Consider the following 16,123-nt stretch of genomic DNA (forward strand, 5'->3'; position numbering starts at 1 on the left):
CATGAACGATCCCGCCCTCCTCGCCCTCGGCGCCACCGTCCTCACCGGCACGCTCGCCGTCGCGGGCGTGCACTCGTACGCCTCCGGCCGCGCCCAGCGCCGGGCGCTCGTCGACCGGCTCTCCGGCGCCGCGGGCGGCCCGGTCCGCACGGCTGCCGGCCGCGCACGGCGCTTCACGGCCGTGGACCGCAGGCTGCGCCGCACCCGCCTGGGACGCGCCATCCACATGCGCCTGTCGGCCACGGGCCTCGATCTGACGGCGGGGGAGTTCTTCACCTACGTCGTCGCCGTCGTTGTCGCGCTGTGGCTGATCGCGGCGTCCACCCTGGCGCCCTTCTTCGGCCCGATCGCCGGCCTGGTCGGCATCTGGAGCGCGGCCATCTTCCTCAACTGGCAGCGTCAGAAACGCATCGAGGCCTTCATCAACCAACTCCCCGACGTGGCCCGTCTGCTGGCCAACGCCACGGCCGCCGGACTCGCGCTGCGCACCGCACTCGCCATGGCGGCGGAGGAGCTGGAGGCCCCGGCGGGCGAGGAACTCGCCCGGGTCGCCGACCAGCTGTCGCTGGGCCGCTCGGTCGACGACGCCCTGGACGAACTGGCCGAACGCCTCCCGTCGCGCGAGCTGATCGTCCTCGTCACCACCCTCGTCCTCGCCAACAAGGCGGGCGGCTCGGTGGTCAACTCCCTGCGCAACCTCACCCAGACCCTGGAGGACCGCAAGGAGACCCGGCGCGAGGTCCGCACGATGCTCTCCGAGGTCAACGCCACGGCCTTCACGGTCCCGATGCTCGGCCTCGGTTCCCTGATCCTGGTCAACTCGTCGAACGAGGGCGCGCTGGAACGCGTCACCGGCTCCCCGCTCGGCCAGGGCCTCGTCCTGCTCTCCCTCGGCCTCTACACGATCGGCTTCTTCGTCATCCGTCGCCTCGGCAAGATCGAAGTGTGAGGGGGAGAACGCGATGCTTCCGCTGCTCCTCGCCTTACTGATGGCGGTCTCCGTCGCCGGGGTCCTCCTCGGCGTCCGGATGATCCGCGCGGACGCGAAGCTGCCGAGCGACCTCGCACTGGCCCTGGAGGTCGGCGCCACCCGGGTGTCCAGGACGGGCTCGGCGGTCGACCGCCTCGGCATGCGCCTCGCCCCACTCGTGCTGCGCCTGATGGGTCCGCGCCGCGTCGAGGCCAAACGCCGCCGCATCGACATGGCGGGCAACCCCGGCGGCCTGACCCTGAACCGGTACGCCGCACGCCGGGCGGTCTACGGCATCTTCGGCCTGGTCCTCGGCCTGATGTTCCTCACGAACGGCCGACTCCTCTTCGCCGCCGCGACGTTCGCCTTCGGGCTGTTCGCCGCCGACGCCCTGATCTGGCAGGCCATCCGGGAACGCAAGGACGTCATCGACCGCACCCTGCCGGACTTCCTGGACGTCCTCGCGGTCGTCGTCTCGGCGGGCCTGGGCTTCCGGCAGGCCCTCGACCGGGTCGCGGAGAAGTACGAGGGCCCCTGGGCCGACGAACTGCGCATCACGCTGCGCCAGATGGACATGGGCGTCAGCCGCCGCCAGGCCTTCGACGAACTGCGCAGGCGCAACTCCTCCGAACAGGTCGCCCAGTTCGTCTCCGCTCTGCAACAGGGCGAGGAACTGGGCTCGCCCATCGCCGAAACCCTCATCCAGCTGGCCACGGACATGCGCCGCACGGACGCCCAGAACGCCCGCCGCCGCGCCGCCAAGACGATCCCCAAGGCCACGCTGGTCACCCTGGTGTTCATGCTCCCGGCGACGATGATCCTGATCGCGACCGGGATGTTCCTGGGGTCGGGGACGGACTTCGGATCGATTCTGGGCCGATGACGATGAGCCGCACGAGTCATCCCGCCCCCGGGTACTTGGAGGACGACGCCCCCGCTCCCGCCAGCGTCCTCCTCCAGCTCGGTGCGCTCCAGGCGCTGTGCCGCCAGACCGTGGCCGTACGACTCGCCCTGATCCTGATCGGCACACCCTTCGCCCTGGCCAACACGGACCAGGAAGGTCCCCGCTACGCCGCCGTCGCGGCAGCCGTCCTCGGCGTCACGACCTCGTACGCCGTGCTCCGCGACTGGAACCGCGTGGGCCCACGCCTCCTGGCCCACCCCACCCTGATGGCGCTGGACCTGCTCTTCGTCGCCACACTGCTCCTGACCGCCTCCCCGGCCTCTCCCCTCGCGTACGCCACGGTCTGCACGCCCCTGCTGTCCGGCCTGCTGTACGGCTGGCGCGGCGCGGGCGTCCTCACGGGCCTCCAGCTCGCGGTGGTCCTCTCGGTCTTCCGGGCCTGGGAACACCATCCCGGCGCGGCTACCAGCACACTCCTCATCGCCGGTTTCTGCGCCGCCGCCGGCGTCATCGGGGTGACCTTGCGCAACCTGATGTTCCGTATCGGCGTGGCCGGCGAGGCGCTGTCCCAGGCCAATGCCCGCCTGGCCGCGGCAGAGGCGGTGGAGGCCGAACGGGCCCGCCTGGCCCGGGAGATGCACGACTCGGTGGCGAAGACGCTGCACGGCCTGGCCCTGGCGGCACAGGCACTGGCCGCCTCGGCCGACCACGGCGACCCGGACACGCTCAAGCGCCAGGCCACCCTGGTCGCCGGGGCCGCACGCAGAGCGGCCGCGGAGTCCCGCGCCGTGCTGTGCGACCTGCGACGCCGTACGGGCGTCACGCCGGCTCACCTGGACCTGGCGGACGAACTCACCCTCCTCACCCAGGATTTCGCCGACCGCACCGGCGCGACAGTGGCCCTGAGAAAACCGGACGCCCCCCTGCTCCTGCCGTACACGACCGCCCAGCACGTCCTGGCGATCGCCTCGGAGGCGCTGGAGAACACCCATCGCCACGCCCGAGCGAGCCGGATACACATCGCGCTCGAGGCGCCCCGCAACGCCGTGCTGGACCTACGGGTGGGGGACAACGGTGTCGGCCTGCCCCCGTCGACCACGCCCGACGGCCTGGCGAAAACCGGCCACTTCGGCCTGCTCGGCATGACGGAACGCGCCGCCTCACTCGGCGGCCACCTCAGCCTGGGCCGCTCACCGCTGGGCGGCGCCGAGATCCACCTGCACCTCCCTCTCCCCGCGACCGCTTCCCCCGCCCCGCAAGAGGAGGCCGCACATGCCTGACCTGCCTGACCAGGCACAACCCGGCCCGCGCCTGCGCGTCCTCGTGGCCGACGACAACCCGGTCGTCCGGGCGGGCCTGACCGCCCTGCTGTCCGTCCACCACGACATCGAGGTGGTGGCGGAGGCGGCGGACGGCGCCCAGGCCCTCACGTACGCCACCCGGCACCACCCCGACGTCGTCCTCCTGGACCACCGCATGCCGGGCACGGACGGCCTGACGGCACTGCCGCGGCTGGCCGCCCAGGCCCCCGTGATGATGCTGACGTACAGCGGAGAACCCGAGGTGGTGGCGGAGGCACTGCGTCGCGGGGCCTCGGGCTACCTGGTCCACGGGGAGTTCACGGCGGCGGAACTGATCGCGGCGGTCCGGGGCCTCAGGGAGGGCCGACGGACGGTGTCCCCGTGCTCTGTCCGATCCTCGCTCGGCGCTTCCTACGAAGAACGGGAAGTCTCTTCGCACCTGCAACCGGTTATGGCACAGTCGTCGGGGGTTCCGCCCGCCCGGGCGGCGGGTCTGCGGCGCCGCGCCGCCAGGTGGCCGTCCTTCGGGCTGAGTTCGAGGGAGGTGGAGGTCATGGACCTCATAGCGGCCGGCATGAACAACCGGCAGATCGCCGCCGCCTGCTTCATCAGCGAGAAGACGGTCAAGAACCACATCAACCGGATCTTCGCGAAGCTGCACAGCTCATCGCGGAGCGAAGCGATTGCTCGTTGGCTGGGGACGGCTCGGGAGGGGTGGAGCCGATGAATGCACCGGCGGGCGGAAGTTGGGCCCCTGGGCCCACGAAGAGTGAGAGTGTTCTCACCTACGGTGTTTCGGTTGGTGGTTGCCGCATCGGGTGGGAGGGCCGGGGCCGTGATGAACAGGATCAGGCGCGGGGTGAGCGCGTGGGGACGGGCCGTGGGTGTCCGGATGCGGGGGGCCGGACGCGATGCGGGGGCGGGGTTCGTGGAGTATGCCGGGTTGATGATCATCATCGCCGGGATTTTCACGATGATCGACGGACTCGGCCTCGACGGCGCGATCTCGGGGGCCATCATGCGCGCCGTGAACAGCGTCATCGGTGGCGGCTGAGCGCACGACATTTGGCGGACGACCGGGGACAGACGCTCCCCCTCTACATCTGGCTGACAGGGATCCTGTTGTTCGCCGCGTTCGCCTTCTTCGCCTTCGCCCAAGCAGCGTCCGCACGCAATGGAGCTCAATCCGCGGCGGACGCTGCCGCCTTGGCGGCGGCACAGGATGCCCGGGACCAGCTGATGGACCGCATCCAGACCGCCGTTGGGCAAGAGGACGACTGGCTGACCTGGTTGGGCGGCCGACTGCCCGCTGACGACGGAGCCACCGCCGCCGCGCAGCGATTGGCTGCTGAGAACGACTCGGCCCTCGAGGGCGAAGCCGAGCCGGTGACCAGGGGCGGCTATCCCGGATTCCAGGTGGCTGTGCAGACGAACTACACGGTGGGTGATTCGGTCATTCCCGGTACGGAGGGCATGCATGCGAGGGCCCATGCCATTGCAGTCATCGAACCGCGCTGCGACTTCGACGCGCAAGCGGACCCCAAGAAACTTGTGCGACTGAACTGCGACGGCCAGACCGTGGACATCGACCCCGAGAAGTTCAAACCGGTCGACCTTCCTGACGCGTCCGTGCTGTTCTCCGTGCATCTGGCCGAGTGAAAGGAAGCCGTACCGATGGATTTTCGGCACACCATGAAGGGCCGCAGGGCGCTGAGCGCGGTCGCGATCACCGCCGGGTTGCTCCTTGCGGTGGCCGGTTGCGGTGGGGGAGGCGATGGGAAGTCGGACAAGGAGGCCACGACCTCCGCCGCACCCTCTCGGAGCAGCAGCGGTCCGAAGACGTCGCAGGCCCCCCATGCGGATCAGGTGCTCGCCGAGGTCAAAGGGGAGAACGGGCTGACACTCACGGTCACCTCGGCCCGGCGCGACAGCGGGGGCTTCGTGACCGTGGAGGGGACGGTGACGAACAACACCGGCACGCTCTGGGTCGCCGCGAATTGGCGCGGCAACGAACAGGAGCTGAAGAGGAACGGCGGCTCCATCGCCGGGGCCAGCCTGATCGACCAACAGGGCAAGAAGAGGTACCTGATCCTCCGCGACACTTCCGGCCGGTGCCTGTGCACGCAGTTCACCGGCGGTGTGCGGGAAGGCGAGACCGCACAATGGTTCGCTCAGTTTCCCGCCCCGCCCGAAGGCACCAACAAGGTCGACTTCCAGGTGGGCGCGATGCCGCCGGCATCCATCGAGATCTCCGAGGGGTGAGAGACCATGCCCCTCGCCGCTCGAACCGCGATGACCGCCCTCACGGCTCTTGCCGTCCTCACCACACTCTCGTGGGCCGCGCCCCCCGCCTTCGCCGACGACAACCCCAGCGCACCCCCCGGCACCGTAACCACCTCCCACCCCCCTCCATCGACCCCACCAGCCCGGGCCTGAAGCTCGCCGACGGGGCCGCTCTCGCGCCCGCCAAGGTGCTGGACATCAAGTCCGTCGTGGAGGATCTCGGTGGTGAGGAGAGGCGTGAGGACACCAACGAGAACGTGACGTTCGCGCTTCAGGCCGAGGTGCTGTTCCCCAAGGACAGCTCCAAGCTGAACCCGGAGGCGCGGTCCCGTATCAACGCCATCGCGGACGAGATCAAGAAGCAGAACGCCACGAACGTCCGCGTCTTCGGCTTCACCGACAACCTCGGTTCGTACGCCCACGGCCTGACCCTGTCCAAGCAGCGCGCGGAGGCGGTCCACGACCTACTGGCCGCCCGCCTCGGCGGCAACGTCACCTTCGAGGTGCGCGGTTACAGCGAGGACTACCCGATCGCGGACAACTCCACGGAGGAGGGCCGCCGCAAGAACCGACGGGTGGAGGTGTCGTTCCCGAGGGGAGGCTCGGCGGGCGCCGGTGCGTCGGGCGACGGCGGCGCGGCGATTTCCGGCGGCTGACACTCCGGCAGGAAGCGATCAGGAGGCGCATCCGCTGAGTACCGTGGGCGCCGGTGCCGGTCGGACGTCGATGAGGTGGGCCATGAGGAAGATCGTCCTGATGATGTCGGTGTCCCTCGACGGCTATATGGAGGGCCCGAACCGTGAGATCGACTGGCATCTCGTCGACGACGAACTCCACCAGCACTTCAACGACGTCCTGAAGGAGATGGGCGCCTTCCTCGAGGGGCGGGTCACCTACGAGCTCATGGCCGGCTACTGGCCCGACGCCGACCGGGACCCCGACGCCTCCGCCCCCGTCGTCGAGTTCGCAGGCATCTGGCGGAACATGCCGAAGGTGGTGTTCTCCCGCACCCTCCAGCACGCCGACCGGCACACCACCATCGTCCGGGACGTGGTCGTCGACGACATCCTCGCGCTCAAGGCACAGGACGGCGGCGACCTCGCGCTCGGCGGCGCCGAACTGGCCGCGGAGTTCCTGCGGCACGACCTCGTCGACGAGTTCCGCGTGTACGTCCACCCGGTCCTCCTCGGCCGCGGCAGACGACTGTTCCCGGAGGGCGACGCGCTCACCACCCTCCGGCTGATCGACTCCCGCCGGTTCGGCAACGGCGTCGTGCTCCTGCACTACGGGCGCCCGGAGACGGGCGGCCGGTAAAGGTGTTGCCCGGTGGGCAGCCGCCGGGTAGGAAGGCCGCATGACTGGACTCGGTGCTGTGTTCCGGCCCCAACTGCCCCCGGAGCGACTGCGTGCGATCGCGCAGCTCGCGGAGGAGGCGGGCCTCGAGGAGTTGTGGCTGTGGGAGGACTGCTTCCTGGAAGGGGGGATCTCCACGGCGTCCGCCGCGCTCGCCTGGACGGAACGGCTGCGCGTGGGCGTAGGACTGCTGCCCGTCCCGCTCAGGAACGTCGCCCTCACCGCGATGGAGACCGCCACGCTCGAGCGGATGTTCCCCGGGCGGGCCGTCCTCTGCGTCGGGCACGGCGTCCAGAGCTGGATGGGACAGGTCGGTGCCCGCGCCGAGTCGCCCATGACGCTGCTGCGGGAGTACCTGGACGCGCTGCGGGCCCTGCTGCGCGGCGAGCGGGTCACCACGGACGGGCGGTACGTGAAGCTGGACGACGTCGCCCTGGACTGGCCGCCGGCGCAGGCCGTCCGCGTCCTCGCCGGGGTCACCGGTCCGCGCTCGTTGCGCCTGTCCGGTGAGGCGGCGGACGGCACGCTCCTCACCGCCGCCACATCACCGGAGGGCGTGCGGGCCGCGCGTGGGATCGTCGACGAGGGACGCGAGGCGGCCGGTCGCAGCGACCTCCACCCCGTCGTCGTCTACCTCCGTGCCGCCACCGGCCCGGACGCCGCCGCCCGGGTGCGCGCCGAGATCGAGCAGGAGGGCGGGGCGACACACGGCGTGGCCGGGGACGCCGGCACGGTCGCCAAGGCAGTGCAGCAGCTCGCGGAGGCGGGTGCCGACACGGTGGTCCTGCAGCCGACGGGCGACGAACCGGACCCGGAGGGGTTCGTGCGGTTCGTGGCCGAGGAGGTACGGCCGCTCGTGCCGTAGGCCGGCAGCCGGCCGGGCCGGTTCCGCCCGCCGGCCATGTACCCGTGCCGGTCACCCGTAATTCGGTCGCGTCCGCTTCCGTGGCGCTGGGAACATCGCGGCATGTCCGTCCACCGTTCGTTCGAAGAGCTCGTCCGCGAGGCCGTCGAGGCTCCCGTCGAGGGCTGGGACTTCTCCTGGTTCGAGGGTCGGGCCACCGAGGAGCGGCCGCCGTGGGGGTACGCCCGGTCGATGGCGCGGCGGCTCGCCCGCGCGTCCGCCGCGCTCGACGTCCAGACGGGGGGAGGGGAGGTCCTGGCCTCCGCCCCGGCGCTGCCGCCGGTCACCGTCGCCACCGAGGGGTGGCCGCCGAACGTCGCCAAGGCCACCGCCCTGCTGCATCCGCGCGGTGCGGTGGTCGTCGCCTCGGCGGAGGATGCGCCGCTTCCGTTCGCCGAAGCCGCGTTCGACCTGGTCACCAGTCGGCACCCGGTGCGCACCTACTGGGGCGAGACAGCGCGCGTGCTGCGCCCAGGCGGCACGTACTTCTCGCAGCAGGTCGGACCGGCGAGCGCCTTCGAGGTCGTCGAGTACTTCCTCGGGCCGCAGCCGGAGGAGGTGCGCGGCGGGCGCGATCCGCGGCGGGCGCGCACCGAGGCCGAAGCGGCGGGACTGGACGTCGTGGATCTGCGGGAGGCCCGGTTGCGCATGGAGTTCCACGACATCGGGGCCGTCGTGCACTTCCTGCGCAAGGTGATCTGGATGGTGCCGGACTTCACCGTGGAGCGGTACGAGGACCGGTTGCGGTCCCTGCACGAGCGGATCGTGTCGGAGGGGCCGTTCGTCGCGCACAGCACGCGGTTCCTGATCGAGGCGCGCAAGCCGGGGGCGTAGGTTTTCCGCATCGTTATGCAGGCCGACTCCCGTCGGTTCAGGTGGCTCGAGTAAGTTCAGACCAAGGTAATTCGCGTGAGTGAGCTGCGCGGGCGGGACCGCGCAGTGGAGGGGGCTGCGCGGTTCCGTGCACTCCGTGCCGGTACGGCGCCCCCACGGCGTCACGGGTCCCGTATGCCGACTCGTACGCCGGGCCTGATCCCCCAGCGCTCCATCGCCCCGGCCTCCGCCTCCAGGACGTGGCGCGCACCCGGGCGGGGGAGGCCGACGCGGCCCGGCGGCATCGTCCGTACCGCCATGACCCGCAAGGTCCGGTCCAGATACGCCACGTCGATCGGAAACCGCATCCCCAGGGTGTGCACCGCGCTCGCCGGACTCAGCAGCAGCGCGCCGTCGATCCCGTCGCGCCCCAGCAGCCCGCGCCGCCGGGACTGCGCGGACCGTGCGACCTCCAGTGGCACCGGGTGGGGCGTCTCCGGTGTGGTGAGCATGGGCATGCCTGCGAAGTTAGCGGCGGCGTCAAGTGCGGGCTTCTGGCGCGGGTCACTCGGGCGGAGTAGGGAGTGGCATGTCGCCAGGTGACCCACTAGAGGGCGCAAGCCCCTTGGATCCCTTGGCTTTCGGCCGGATTACCCGGGAATGCGCCGGGTTTCGGCCATGATCAGGCCCTGAATGAGGGGTTCCGAGGCCACCGGGGCGTCGCCGGGCGGCTCCGGAGAGTAGTTGTTGGGCGCCGATGCACGCAGGATCCCTTACGAAGGGTTATGGTGGAAGCCCCCCCTCGGGCCGGTCCGTCTCCCCCCCACGGACCGGCCCGTTTTCCTTTCCGCCCGCGGGCGGCCCCTGCCCCGGGAACCAGCCTGAGGGTCTCGCCCCCGACCCGCCGGGGAGTGCGTCCAGTGGACCCCTGCGGAGGCACCCCCTTCAGAACCCCCACACCCCGGAAGCTCCCCCCGCCCCTGCTGGAGGGGCGTCGCCCGGACGGGCTGAACAGAGCCGGTCCGCACCCCGTACGCGCGCAGCCAATCACCGCAAATCCCCCCACCTCCACCCCCATTCAGACCCACAAACCCAAACCAACCCGCTGACACCCGTTGGCCGCCCCCGCCCTCTCCGGCGGTAGGCTTCGGCTTCGGGGACCGCCATCTGACGGGGATCGCGCACGACCGCGCCTGTCTGATCCGCACGGAGGGGCTGACAATCACGTGAACCTGCGCGACAAGCTGCGCGGCCTGCTCGTCAGGCTGTACGCACGCCGGGTGGAAGGCCACCTGGACCACGCTCAGGTGCCCAAGCACATCGGCGTCATCATGGACGGCAACCGACGCTGGGCGAAGGCCGCGGGATCGACCACCGCGCAGGGGCACCAGGCCGGAGCCGACAAGATCGAGGAGTTCCTCGGCTGGTGCGCCGAGACGGACGTCGAGGTCGTCACCCTCTGGCTGCTGTCCACGGACAACTTCGACCGGCCGAAGGAGGAGCTGGTCCCGCTCCTGAAGATCATCGAGGACGTCGTCCGCTCCCTCGCCGCCGACGGCCGCTGGCGTGTGCACCACGTCGGCGCGCTCGACCTGCTGCCCGGGCAGATGCAGACCGTCCTCAAGGAGGCCGAGGAGGCCACCGCCCACGTCGACGGCATACTCGTCAACGTCGCCATCGGCTACGGCGGCCGTCAGGAGATCGCCGACGCCGTACGCTCCATGCTCCTCGACGCCCATGAGAAGGGCACCTCGATGGAGGACCTCGCCGAGTCCGTCGACATCGACATGATCGGCCGGCACCTCTATACGAGTGACCAGCCCGACCCCGATCTGGTGATTCGTACGAGCGGCGAACAGCGTCTGTCGGGATTCATGCTGTGGCAAACGGCCCATTCCGAGTACTACTTCTGCGAGGTCTTCTGGCCGGCCTTCCGGAAGGTCGACTTCCTGCGCGCACTGCGTGACTACGCGGCGCGGCACCGCCGCTACGGCGGTTAGGACTCCCCGGGCGCCGGCCATCGGTACCCGCCCGGGCCGCCCCTGGTGTCACCTGCTCGGGGGACGGGATGTAACAAGGAGTTCACCGGGGCGCCGTCATATGCCGTGGCATGGCGGCGCATTTTCGAGGGCATAAGCCAGACAGGTCGACACCCGAACCACGGGTGTCGTATCTCAGCGGACGGCACGGGGCCGTCCGCCCGGGAGGCCCTTTGCACCAGCCCGACCGTGCGGTCACAGCACGGACGCAGACGCGGAGGGCCGGTTCTCGGCCCGTGCATCGCGGCCGACGACCGGTCCAGCTCCGCCTCGTCGCTCCCCGACCTCATCCGAGGGGGTACGTCCTTCCGTGGTGACCAGCACAAAGCGCCCCAAGCCAGACCGGCGCACCTACGTTCTCGACACCAGCGTCCTGCTGGCCGACCCCAATGCCATGACCCGCTTCGAGGAGCACGAGGTCGTGCTTCCGATCGTCGTGGTCACGGAACTGGAGGCCAAGCGGCACCATCCCGAACTCGGCTACTTCGCCCGGCAGGCCCTGCGCCACCTGGACGACTACCGCGTACGGCACGGCCGGCTCGACGCCCCCATCCCGATCGGGGACCTCGGCGGAACCGTCCGGGTGGAGCTCAACCACTCGGACCCCAGCGTTCTGCCCACCGGCTACCGCCTCGGGGACAACGACTCCCGCATCCTCGCGGTCGCCCGCAACCTGCAGGCCGAGGGGTTCGACGTCACCGTCGTGTCGAAGGACCTGCCGCTCAGGATCAAGGCGTCCTCCGTCGGCCTCCTCGCCGAGGAGTACCGCGCGGAACTGGCCATCACGGACTCCTCCGGCTGGACCGGGATGTCCGAACTGACCCTGTCCGCCGAACAGGTGGACATCCTCTTCGAGGACGGCCACCTGCACGTCCCCGAGGTGGCCGACCTGCCCGTGCACACCGGTCTGACCATCCAGTCGGAACGGGGCAAGGCGCTCGGCCGGGTCACGGCGGAGGGTGACGTCCGCCTGGTGCGCGGGGACCGGGAGGCGTTCGGCATCAAGGGGCGCAGCGCCGAGCAGCGGATCGCGCTCGACCTGCTGCTCGACCCGGACGTCGGGATCGTGTCGATGGGCGGCCGGGCCGGCACCGGCAAGTCGGCTCTCGCGCTGTGCGCGGGACTGGAGGCCGTGCTGGAGCGGCGGCAGCACCAGAAGGTGATGGTCTTCCGCCCGCTGTACGCGGTGGGCGGGCAGGAGCTCGGCTATCTGCCGGGCACCGAGGCCGAGAAGATGAGCCCCTGGGCGCAGGCGGTGTTCGACACCCTCTCCGCAGTCACCACCCGCGAGGTCATCGAAGAGGTCACCGCGCGCGGGATGCTGGAGGTCCTCCCGCTCACGCACATCCGCGGCCGCTCGCTGCACGACGCGTTCGTGATCGTGGACGAGGCGCAGTCACTCGAAAGGAACGTACTGCTGACCGTTCTGTCCCGGATCGGCGCCAATTCGCGGGTCGTTCTGACCCATGATGTGGCGCAAAGGGACAATCTGCGCGTCGGGCGATATGACGGAGTCGTCGCCGTGGTGGAGAAGCTGAAGGGGCATCCGCTCTTCGCGCATGTCACGCTCAACCGGTCCGAGAGGTCCCAGATCGCTGCCCTTGTGACCGAAATGCTCGAGGACGGGCAGATCTGACCCAAGTGTTCAACATGGGATAGCTACCCATGAGTTGGCGTCGTCCGGCAAAGGCGTAGAGCCTAGCCGGGCGGCGCTGTCGTGTGCGGGAGATCCCGAGAATTCCGTGGTCCAAACGGGATGTGAGCTTTCACACTCATCTCGGAATTGCAACGCGGCGCCGGATTACGGCAGAGTCTCGTTCCTGTCAGGCCCCGCATACGACACAGCTGTGCCCCCAGCGGTACGGCGCCACACAGACATCAACTGCATACAGCCGTCGTATGCCGCCCGAGCACCACGCGGCGCTCCCTCAGTGGGAGTCGCCCACCGGGCCCGTGCCTCCCGTGACCCGCAGGTGGGAGGCCAGTGTCAGGGGCACGATCGCGTCCGCCAGGGTCACCGAAGCGGGCGATGCTGGAAGGAAACCGTGTGAGCCCGATCTCGGTCCGGGGATTCGCAGTGGCCTCGGCCACGGCGGTCACCGCTGTCGGAAGCGTCGTCGGAGTCGCCTCGGGCAGCACTGCCCAGACGAACGACGCCGAGGCGACCGCAGCCGACTCGACGCTCCTCGCCGACATACCCGCCGGTCAGCAGGCCCAGGTCCAGACCGCGTCGCTGACGCAGCAGGCGGACACGCAGGCCATCGCCGCGGACACGCTCGCCAAGAAGGACGCCGAGGAAGCGGCCCGCAAGCAGGCTGCCGCGGACGCGATCGCCAAGCAGAAGGCAGCGCAGCAGGCCGAAGAGGCAGCCAAGGCGCGCAAGGAGGCGGAGGCCGCCAGCCGCAGCGCGAGCCGTGACGCCTCCAGCTTCCCGGTCCAGAGCTCGTACACCGTCGCGCAGATCCAGGCGATGGCCCGTCAGATGGTGGCGGCCGACCAGTTCCAGTGCTTCAGCAACATCGTGAACCACGAGTCCAGCTGGAACTACCAGGCGGTCAACGCCTCCTCCGGCGCCTATGGCCTCTTCCAGGCGCTGCCCGCCGGCAAGTACGCCTCCGCCGGCGCCGACTGGCGGACCAACCCGGCCACGCAGATCAAGTGGGGCCTCAACTACATGGACAGCCGCTACGGCAGCCCCTGCCAGGCATGGTCCTTCTGGCAGGCCAACAGCTGGTACTGAGCCGCCGATCCGGCCCGCGCGCGGCGCTCAACCCTCCACAGCCTCTCACCGTCTACGGGTGAGGGGCTGCGGCCGTCTCAGGGACCGCCGCCCCCACCATGTACGGTCGGAACCGACGACTCCAGGGGGGAGTGGTGGGGAGCACCCGGAGAAGCGGGGGAAGAGGACGGATCATGTCACAAGTGCCAGGGTGGCTCTCCCGGCTCGGCGCCGAACTGAGCCGGGTGGGGGAGCGGCTGGACGAACGCCGCGCGGAGGTCGAGAAGGAGCACGGCGAGCCCGAGCCGCCCCCGGCCGTGGACAGCGTCCCGCCACCCCCCGCGTACGCTCCCGCTGTTCGGCCGCAGCCGCGTCCGCATCCCGCCGAGGCGGTGCCCTGGGGCGTACGGGTCGCGGCGGAGGCGGGCTGGCGACTGCTCGTCCTCGCGGGCACCGTCTGGATTCTGATGCGGGTCATCAGCACGATTCAGCTGGTGGTGTTCGCGTTCGTGTGCGCGCTGCTCATCACGGCGCTGCTGCAGCCGACCGTGGCACGGCTCAGGCGCCACGGCGTGCCGCGCGGCCCGGCGACCGCGCTGACCGCGATCCTCGGCTTCGTCATCATGGGCCTGATCGGCTGGTTCGTGACCTGGCAGGTCATGGAGAACATCGACTCGCTGTCCAACCAGATACAGGACGGCATCGACGAACTGCGCAAGTGGCTGCTGAACAGCCCCTTCCATGTCACGGACAAGCAGATCAACCAGATCGCCAAGAACCTGCGCGAGGCGATCGGCGCGAACGCGGACCAGATCACGTCGACGGGTCTGGAGGGCGTACAGGTCATCGTGGAGGCCCTGACCGGCATCCTCCTGACGATGTTCTCGACGCTGTTCCTGCTGTACGACGGCCGGCGCATCTGGGAGTGGACCCTGAAGCTGGTGCCGGCGGCGGCGCGGCCCGGGGTGGCCGGAGCAGGTCCGCGCGCCTGGCGCACGCTGACGGCGTACGTCCGGGGCACGGTGCTCGTGGCCCTCATCGACGCCATCTTCATCGGCCTGGGGATCTACTTCCTCAACGTCCCGATGGCCGTGCCGCTCGCGGTGTTCATCTTCCTCTTCTCCTTCATCCCCCTGGTCGGTGCGGTGGCGTCGGGTGCGCTGGCCGTACTGGTGGCGCTGGTCACGCAGGGCGTCTTCACCGCGATCATGACGCTGGTCGTGGTGCTGGCGGTCCAGCAGATCGAGGGTCACATCCTGCAGCCGTTCATCCTCGGCCGCGCCGTCCGGGTGCACCCGCTGGCGGTGGTGCTGTCGGTGACGGGCGGAGGGATGATCGCGGGGATCGGCGGCGCGGTGGTGGCCGTACCGCTGGTGGCGGTCGCCAACACGGTGGTGGGCTATCTGCGCTCGTATGCGACGGCTCCAGCCGCACGTCAACAGCCGACCGTGCCGCCTCCCTCGCCGGAGAGCACGGCCGTGGGCTCTGCGGCCCAGAGCGAAGGGGAGCCCGAGGCGGCGCTCGAGAACAGGGAGGACTGAGGCCGGCCCACTGCTGTCGGCGGGTGGGGGCCGGAGCACGCAGCACCCGGCGAGGCATCCGGGGACCAGTCCGCGGCGGGGGAGCCGCGGCCGGCCCCCCGGGTCGGGACGGGTAGGCGCGGAGGGCGAAAAACATCCGGGCCCCGCCCACCGCCAAGGTGAACGGGGCCCGGGAAGGCGCGCCGTCGCGGACTACTCCGCGAGCACCGCCTCCGCGTCCAGCGTCACACCGACCGCCTGGACGACAGACGCGATCTTGAAGGCCTCCTGGACGACCTCACGCTCGACGCCCGCCTTCCGCAGCACCTGCTCGTGCGAGTCGAGACACATCCCGCACCCGTTGATCGCCGACACCGCGAACGACCACAGCTCGAAGTCGACCTTGTCGACCCCGGGGTTGCCGATGACGTTCATCCGCAGCCCCGCCCGCAGGCTGCCGTACTCGTGGTCCGACAGCAGATGCCGCGTACGGTAGAAGACGTTGTTCATCGCCATGACGGCCGCCGCGGACTTCGCCGCGGTGTACGCCTCCGGCGAGAGGTTCGCCTTCGCCTCCGGCTCCAGCTCGCGCAGCACGATCGCCGAGCGCGACGCGATCGCCGTCGCCAGCACCGTGCCCCACAGCTGCTGTGCCGGCAGCTCGGAGTTGCCGATGACCGAGCCCAGGTTGAGCTTCAGGTCCTTGGCGTAGTCCGGCAGGGCGGACTTCAGGGAGTCGAGGGACATACGTCACTCACCAGCCAGCAGCTTGACCGGGTCGAGGGTCTCCTCGCCCTTGTTCCAGTTGCACGGGCACAGCTCGTCGGTCTGCAGGGCGTCCAGAACCCGCAGGACCTCCTTGGGGTTACGGCCCACGGAGCCCGCCGTCACCATGGTGAACTGGATCTCGTTGTTCGGGTCGACGACGAAGACGGCACGCTGCGCGAAGCCGTCCTCACCCTCGATGCCCAGCGCGCGCATCAGCTCGTGCTTGGAGTCGGCCATCATCGGGAACGGCAGCTCGCGCAGGTCCGGGTGGTCCTTGCGCCAGGCGTGGTGGACGAACTCGGAGTCGCCGGAGAACCCGAGGATCTGGGCGTCACGGTCGGCGAACTCGTCGTTCAGCTTGCCGAAGGCCGCGATCTCGGTCGGGCACACGAAGGTGAAGTCCTTGGGCCATGCGAAGACGATCTTCCACTTGCCCTCGTAGGTCTTGTGGTTGATCTGCTCGAACTCCTTGCCCTTCTCCAGCGAGACGCAGGCGGTCAGTTCGAACTCGGGGAACTTGTCACCGACAGTGAGCACACGCTCTCCTTG

The 16,123-nt window shown here is 70.1% G+C and carries 16 protein-coding genes and 1 pseudogene; 14 read left to right on the forward strand and 3 right to left on the reverse strand.

The annotated features are described in order from the left end of the window. Nucleotide 1 precedes the first annotated feature (1 nt). The 10 genes and pseudogenes from C3488_RS06535 to C3488_RS06585 all read left to right on the forward strand — a co-directional run bounded on the left by C3488_RS06535 (nt 2) and on the right by C3488_RS06585 (nt 8,549). Entirely contained in the window at nt 2–949 is a 948-nt protein-coding gene (locus C3488_RS06535) for a type II secretion system F family protein (protein ID WP_103838354.1), read from the forward strand. A gap of 13 nt (nt 950–962) precedes the next feature. Next, nucleotides 963–1,853: a DUF5936 domain-containing protein gene (locus C3488_RS06540; RefSeq protein ID WP_103838355.1), complete on the forward strand. Its 891-nt coding sequence runs from the start codon at nt 963–965 to the stop codon at nt 1,851–1,853. Next, nucleotides 1,850–3,154 carry a sensor histidine kinase gene (locus C3488_RS06545; protein ID WP_103838356.1) on the forward strand — a complete coding sequence of 435 codons (1,305 nt, stop codon included), beginning with the start codon at nt 1,850–1,852 and terminating at the stop codon, nt 3,152–3,154. The genes C3488_RS06540 and C3488_RS06545 overlap by 4 nt, the downstream gene beginning before the upstream one ends. Then, nucleotides 3,147–3,902 (forward strand): response regulator transcription factor, encoded by a 756-nt coding sequence (locus tag C3488_RS06550; protein WP_103838357.1) that lies wholly within the window; start codon nt 3,147–3,149, stop codon nt 3,900–3,902. The genes C3488_RS06545 and C3488_RS06550 overlap by 8 nt, the downstream gene beginning before the upstream one ends. A gap of 338 nt (nt 3,903–4,240) precedes the next feature. Continuing rightward, complete coding sequence (locus tag C3488_RS06560) at nt 4,241–4,834, forward strand: pilus assembly protein TadG-related protein (RefSeq protein WP_258053313.1); 594 nt, start codon at nt 4,241–4,243, stop codon at nt 4,832–4,834. Between the two features lie 15 nt (nt 4,835–4,849). Further along, entirely contained in the window at nt 4,850–5,437 is a 588-nt protein-coding gene (locus C3488_RS06565) for a hypothetical protein (RefSeq protein WP_103838358.1), read from the forward strand. A gap of 30 nt (nt 5,438–5,467) precedes the next feature. Then, nucleotides 5,468–6,114, forward strand: a pseudogene (locus C3488_RS06570) (OmpA family protein). Nucleotides 6,115–6,196: 82 nt separating this feature from the next. Further along, nucleotides 6,197–6,772 (forward strand): dihydrofolate reductase family protein, encoded by a 576-nt coding sequence (locus C3488_RS06575; protein WP_103838359.1) that lies wholly within the window; start codon nt 6,197–6,199, stop codon nt 6,770–6,772. A 40-nt stretch (nt 6,773–6,812) separates the two neighbouring features. After that, complete coding sequence (locus C3488_RS06580) at nt 6,813–7,676, forward strand: LLM class flavin-dependent oxidoreductase (protein WP_103838360.1); 864 nt, start codon at nt 6,813–6,815, stop codon at nt 7,674–7,676. A gap of 102 nt (nt 7,677–7,778) precedes the next feature. After that, on the forward strand, nt 7,779–8,549 hold the full coding sequence (locus C3488_RS06585) for a class I SAM-dependent methyltransferase (RefSeq protein WP_103838361.1): 771 nt from the start codon (nt 7,779–7,781) through the stop codon (nt 8,547–8,549). A gap of 161 nt (nt 8,550–8,710) precedes the next feature. Here C3488_RS06585 and C3488_RS06590 read toward each other — a convergent pair whose 3' ends face one another. Further along, complete coding sequence (locus C3488_RS06590; protein ID WP_103838362.1) at nt 8,711–9,046, reverse strand: DUF192 domain-containing protein; 336 nt, start codon at nt 9,044–9,046, stop codon at nt 8,711–8,713. Between the two features lie 708 nt (nt 9,047–9,754). On the opposite strand from C3488_RS06590, the gene C3488_RS06595 reads away from it, so the two are divergent. The 4 genes from C3488_RS06595 (at nt 9,755) to C3488_RS06615 (ending at nt 14,827) form a co-directional block, all read left to right on the forward strand. Then, nucleotides 9,755–10,528, forward strand: a complete 774-nt coding sequence (locus tag C3488_RS06595; protein WP_103838363.1) for an isoprenyl transferase — start codon at nt 9,755–9,757, stop codon at nt 10,526–10,528. Between the two features lie 349 nt (nt 10,529–10,877). Then, nucleotides 10,878–12,203 carry a PhoH family protein gene (locus C3488_RS06605; protein ID WP_103838365.1) on the forward strand — a complete coding sequence of 442 codons (1,326 nt, stop codon included), beginning with the start codon at nt 10,878–10,880 and terminating at the stop codon, nt 12,201–12,203. Nucleotides 12,204–12,614: 411 nt separating this feature from the next. Continuing rightward, on the forward strand, nt 12,615–13,307 hold the full coding sequence (locus C3488_RS06610; RefSeq protein ID WP_181138902.1) for a transglycosylase SLT domain-containing protein: 693 nt from the start codon (nt 12,615–12,617) through the stop codon (nt 13,305–13,307). A 173-nt stretch (nt 13,308–13,480) separates the two neighbouring features. Next, the gene (locus C3488_RS06615; protein ID WP_103838367.1) at nt 13,481–14,827 is read left to right on the forward strand and encodes an AI-2E family transporter; all 1,347 of its coding nucleotides are present in this window, start codon (nt 13,481–13,483) and stop codon (nt 14,825–14,827) included. Between the two features lie 192 nt (nt 14,828–15,019). Here C3488_RS06615 and C3488_RS06620 read toward each other — a convergent pair whose 3' ends face one another. Further along, entirely contained in the window at nt 15,020–15,553 is a 534-nt protein-coding gene (locus tag C3488_RS06620) for an alkyl hydroperoxide reductase (protein ID WP_103838368.1), read from the reverse strand. A 3-nt stretch (nt 15,554–15,556) separates the two neighbouring features. Continuing rightward, nucleotides 15,557–16,111 carry a peroxiredoxin gene (locus C3488_RS06625; RefSeq protein ID WP_103838369.1) on the reverse strand — a complete coding sequence of 185 codons (555 nt, stop codon included), beginning with the start codon at nt 16,109–16,111 and terminating at the stop codon, nt 15,557–15,559. Nucleotides 16,112–16,123 lie beyond the last annotated feature (12 nt).

The sequence above is a fragment of the Streptomyces sp. Ru72 genome, assembly GCF_002920635.1.
Classification (GTDB): Bacteria; Actinomycetota; Actinomycetes; order Streptomycetales; family Streptomycetaceae; genus Streptomyces.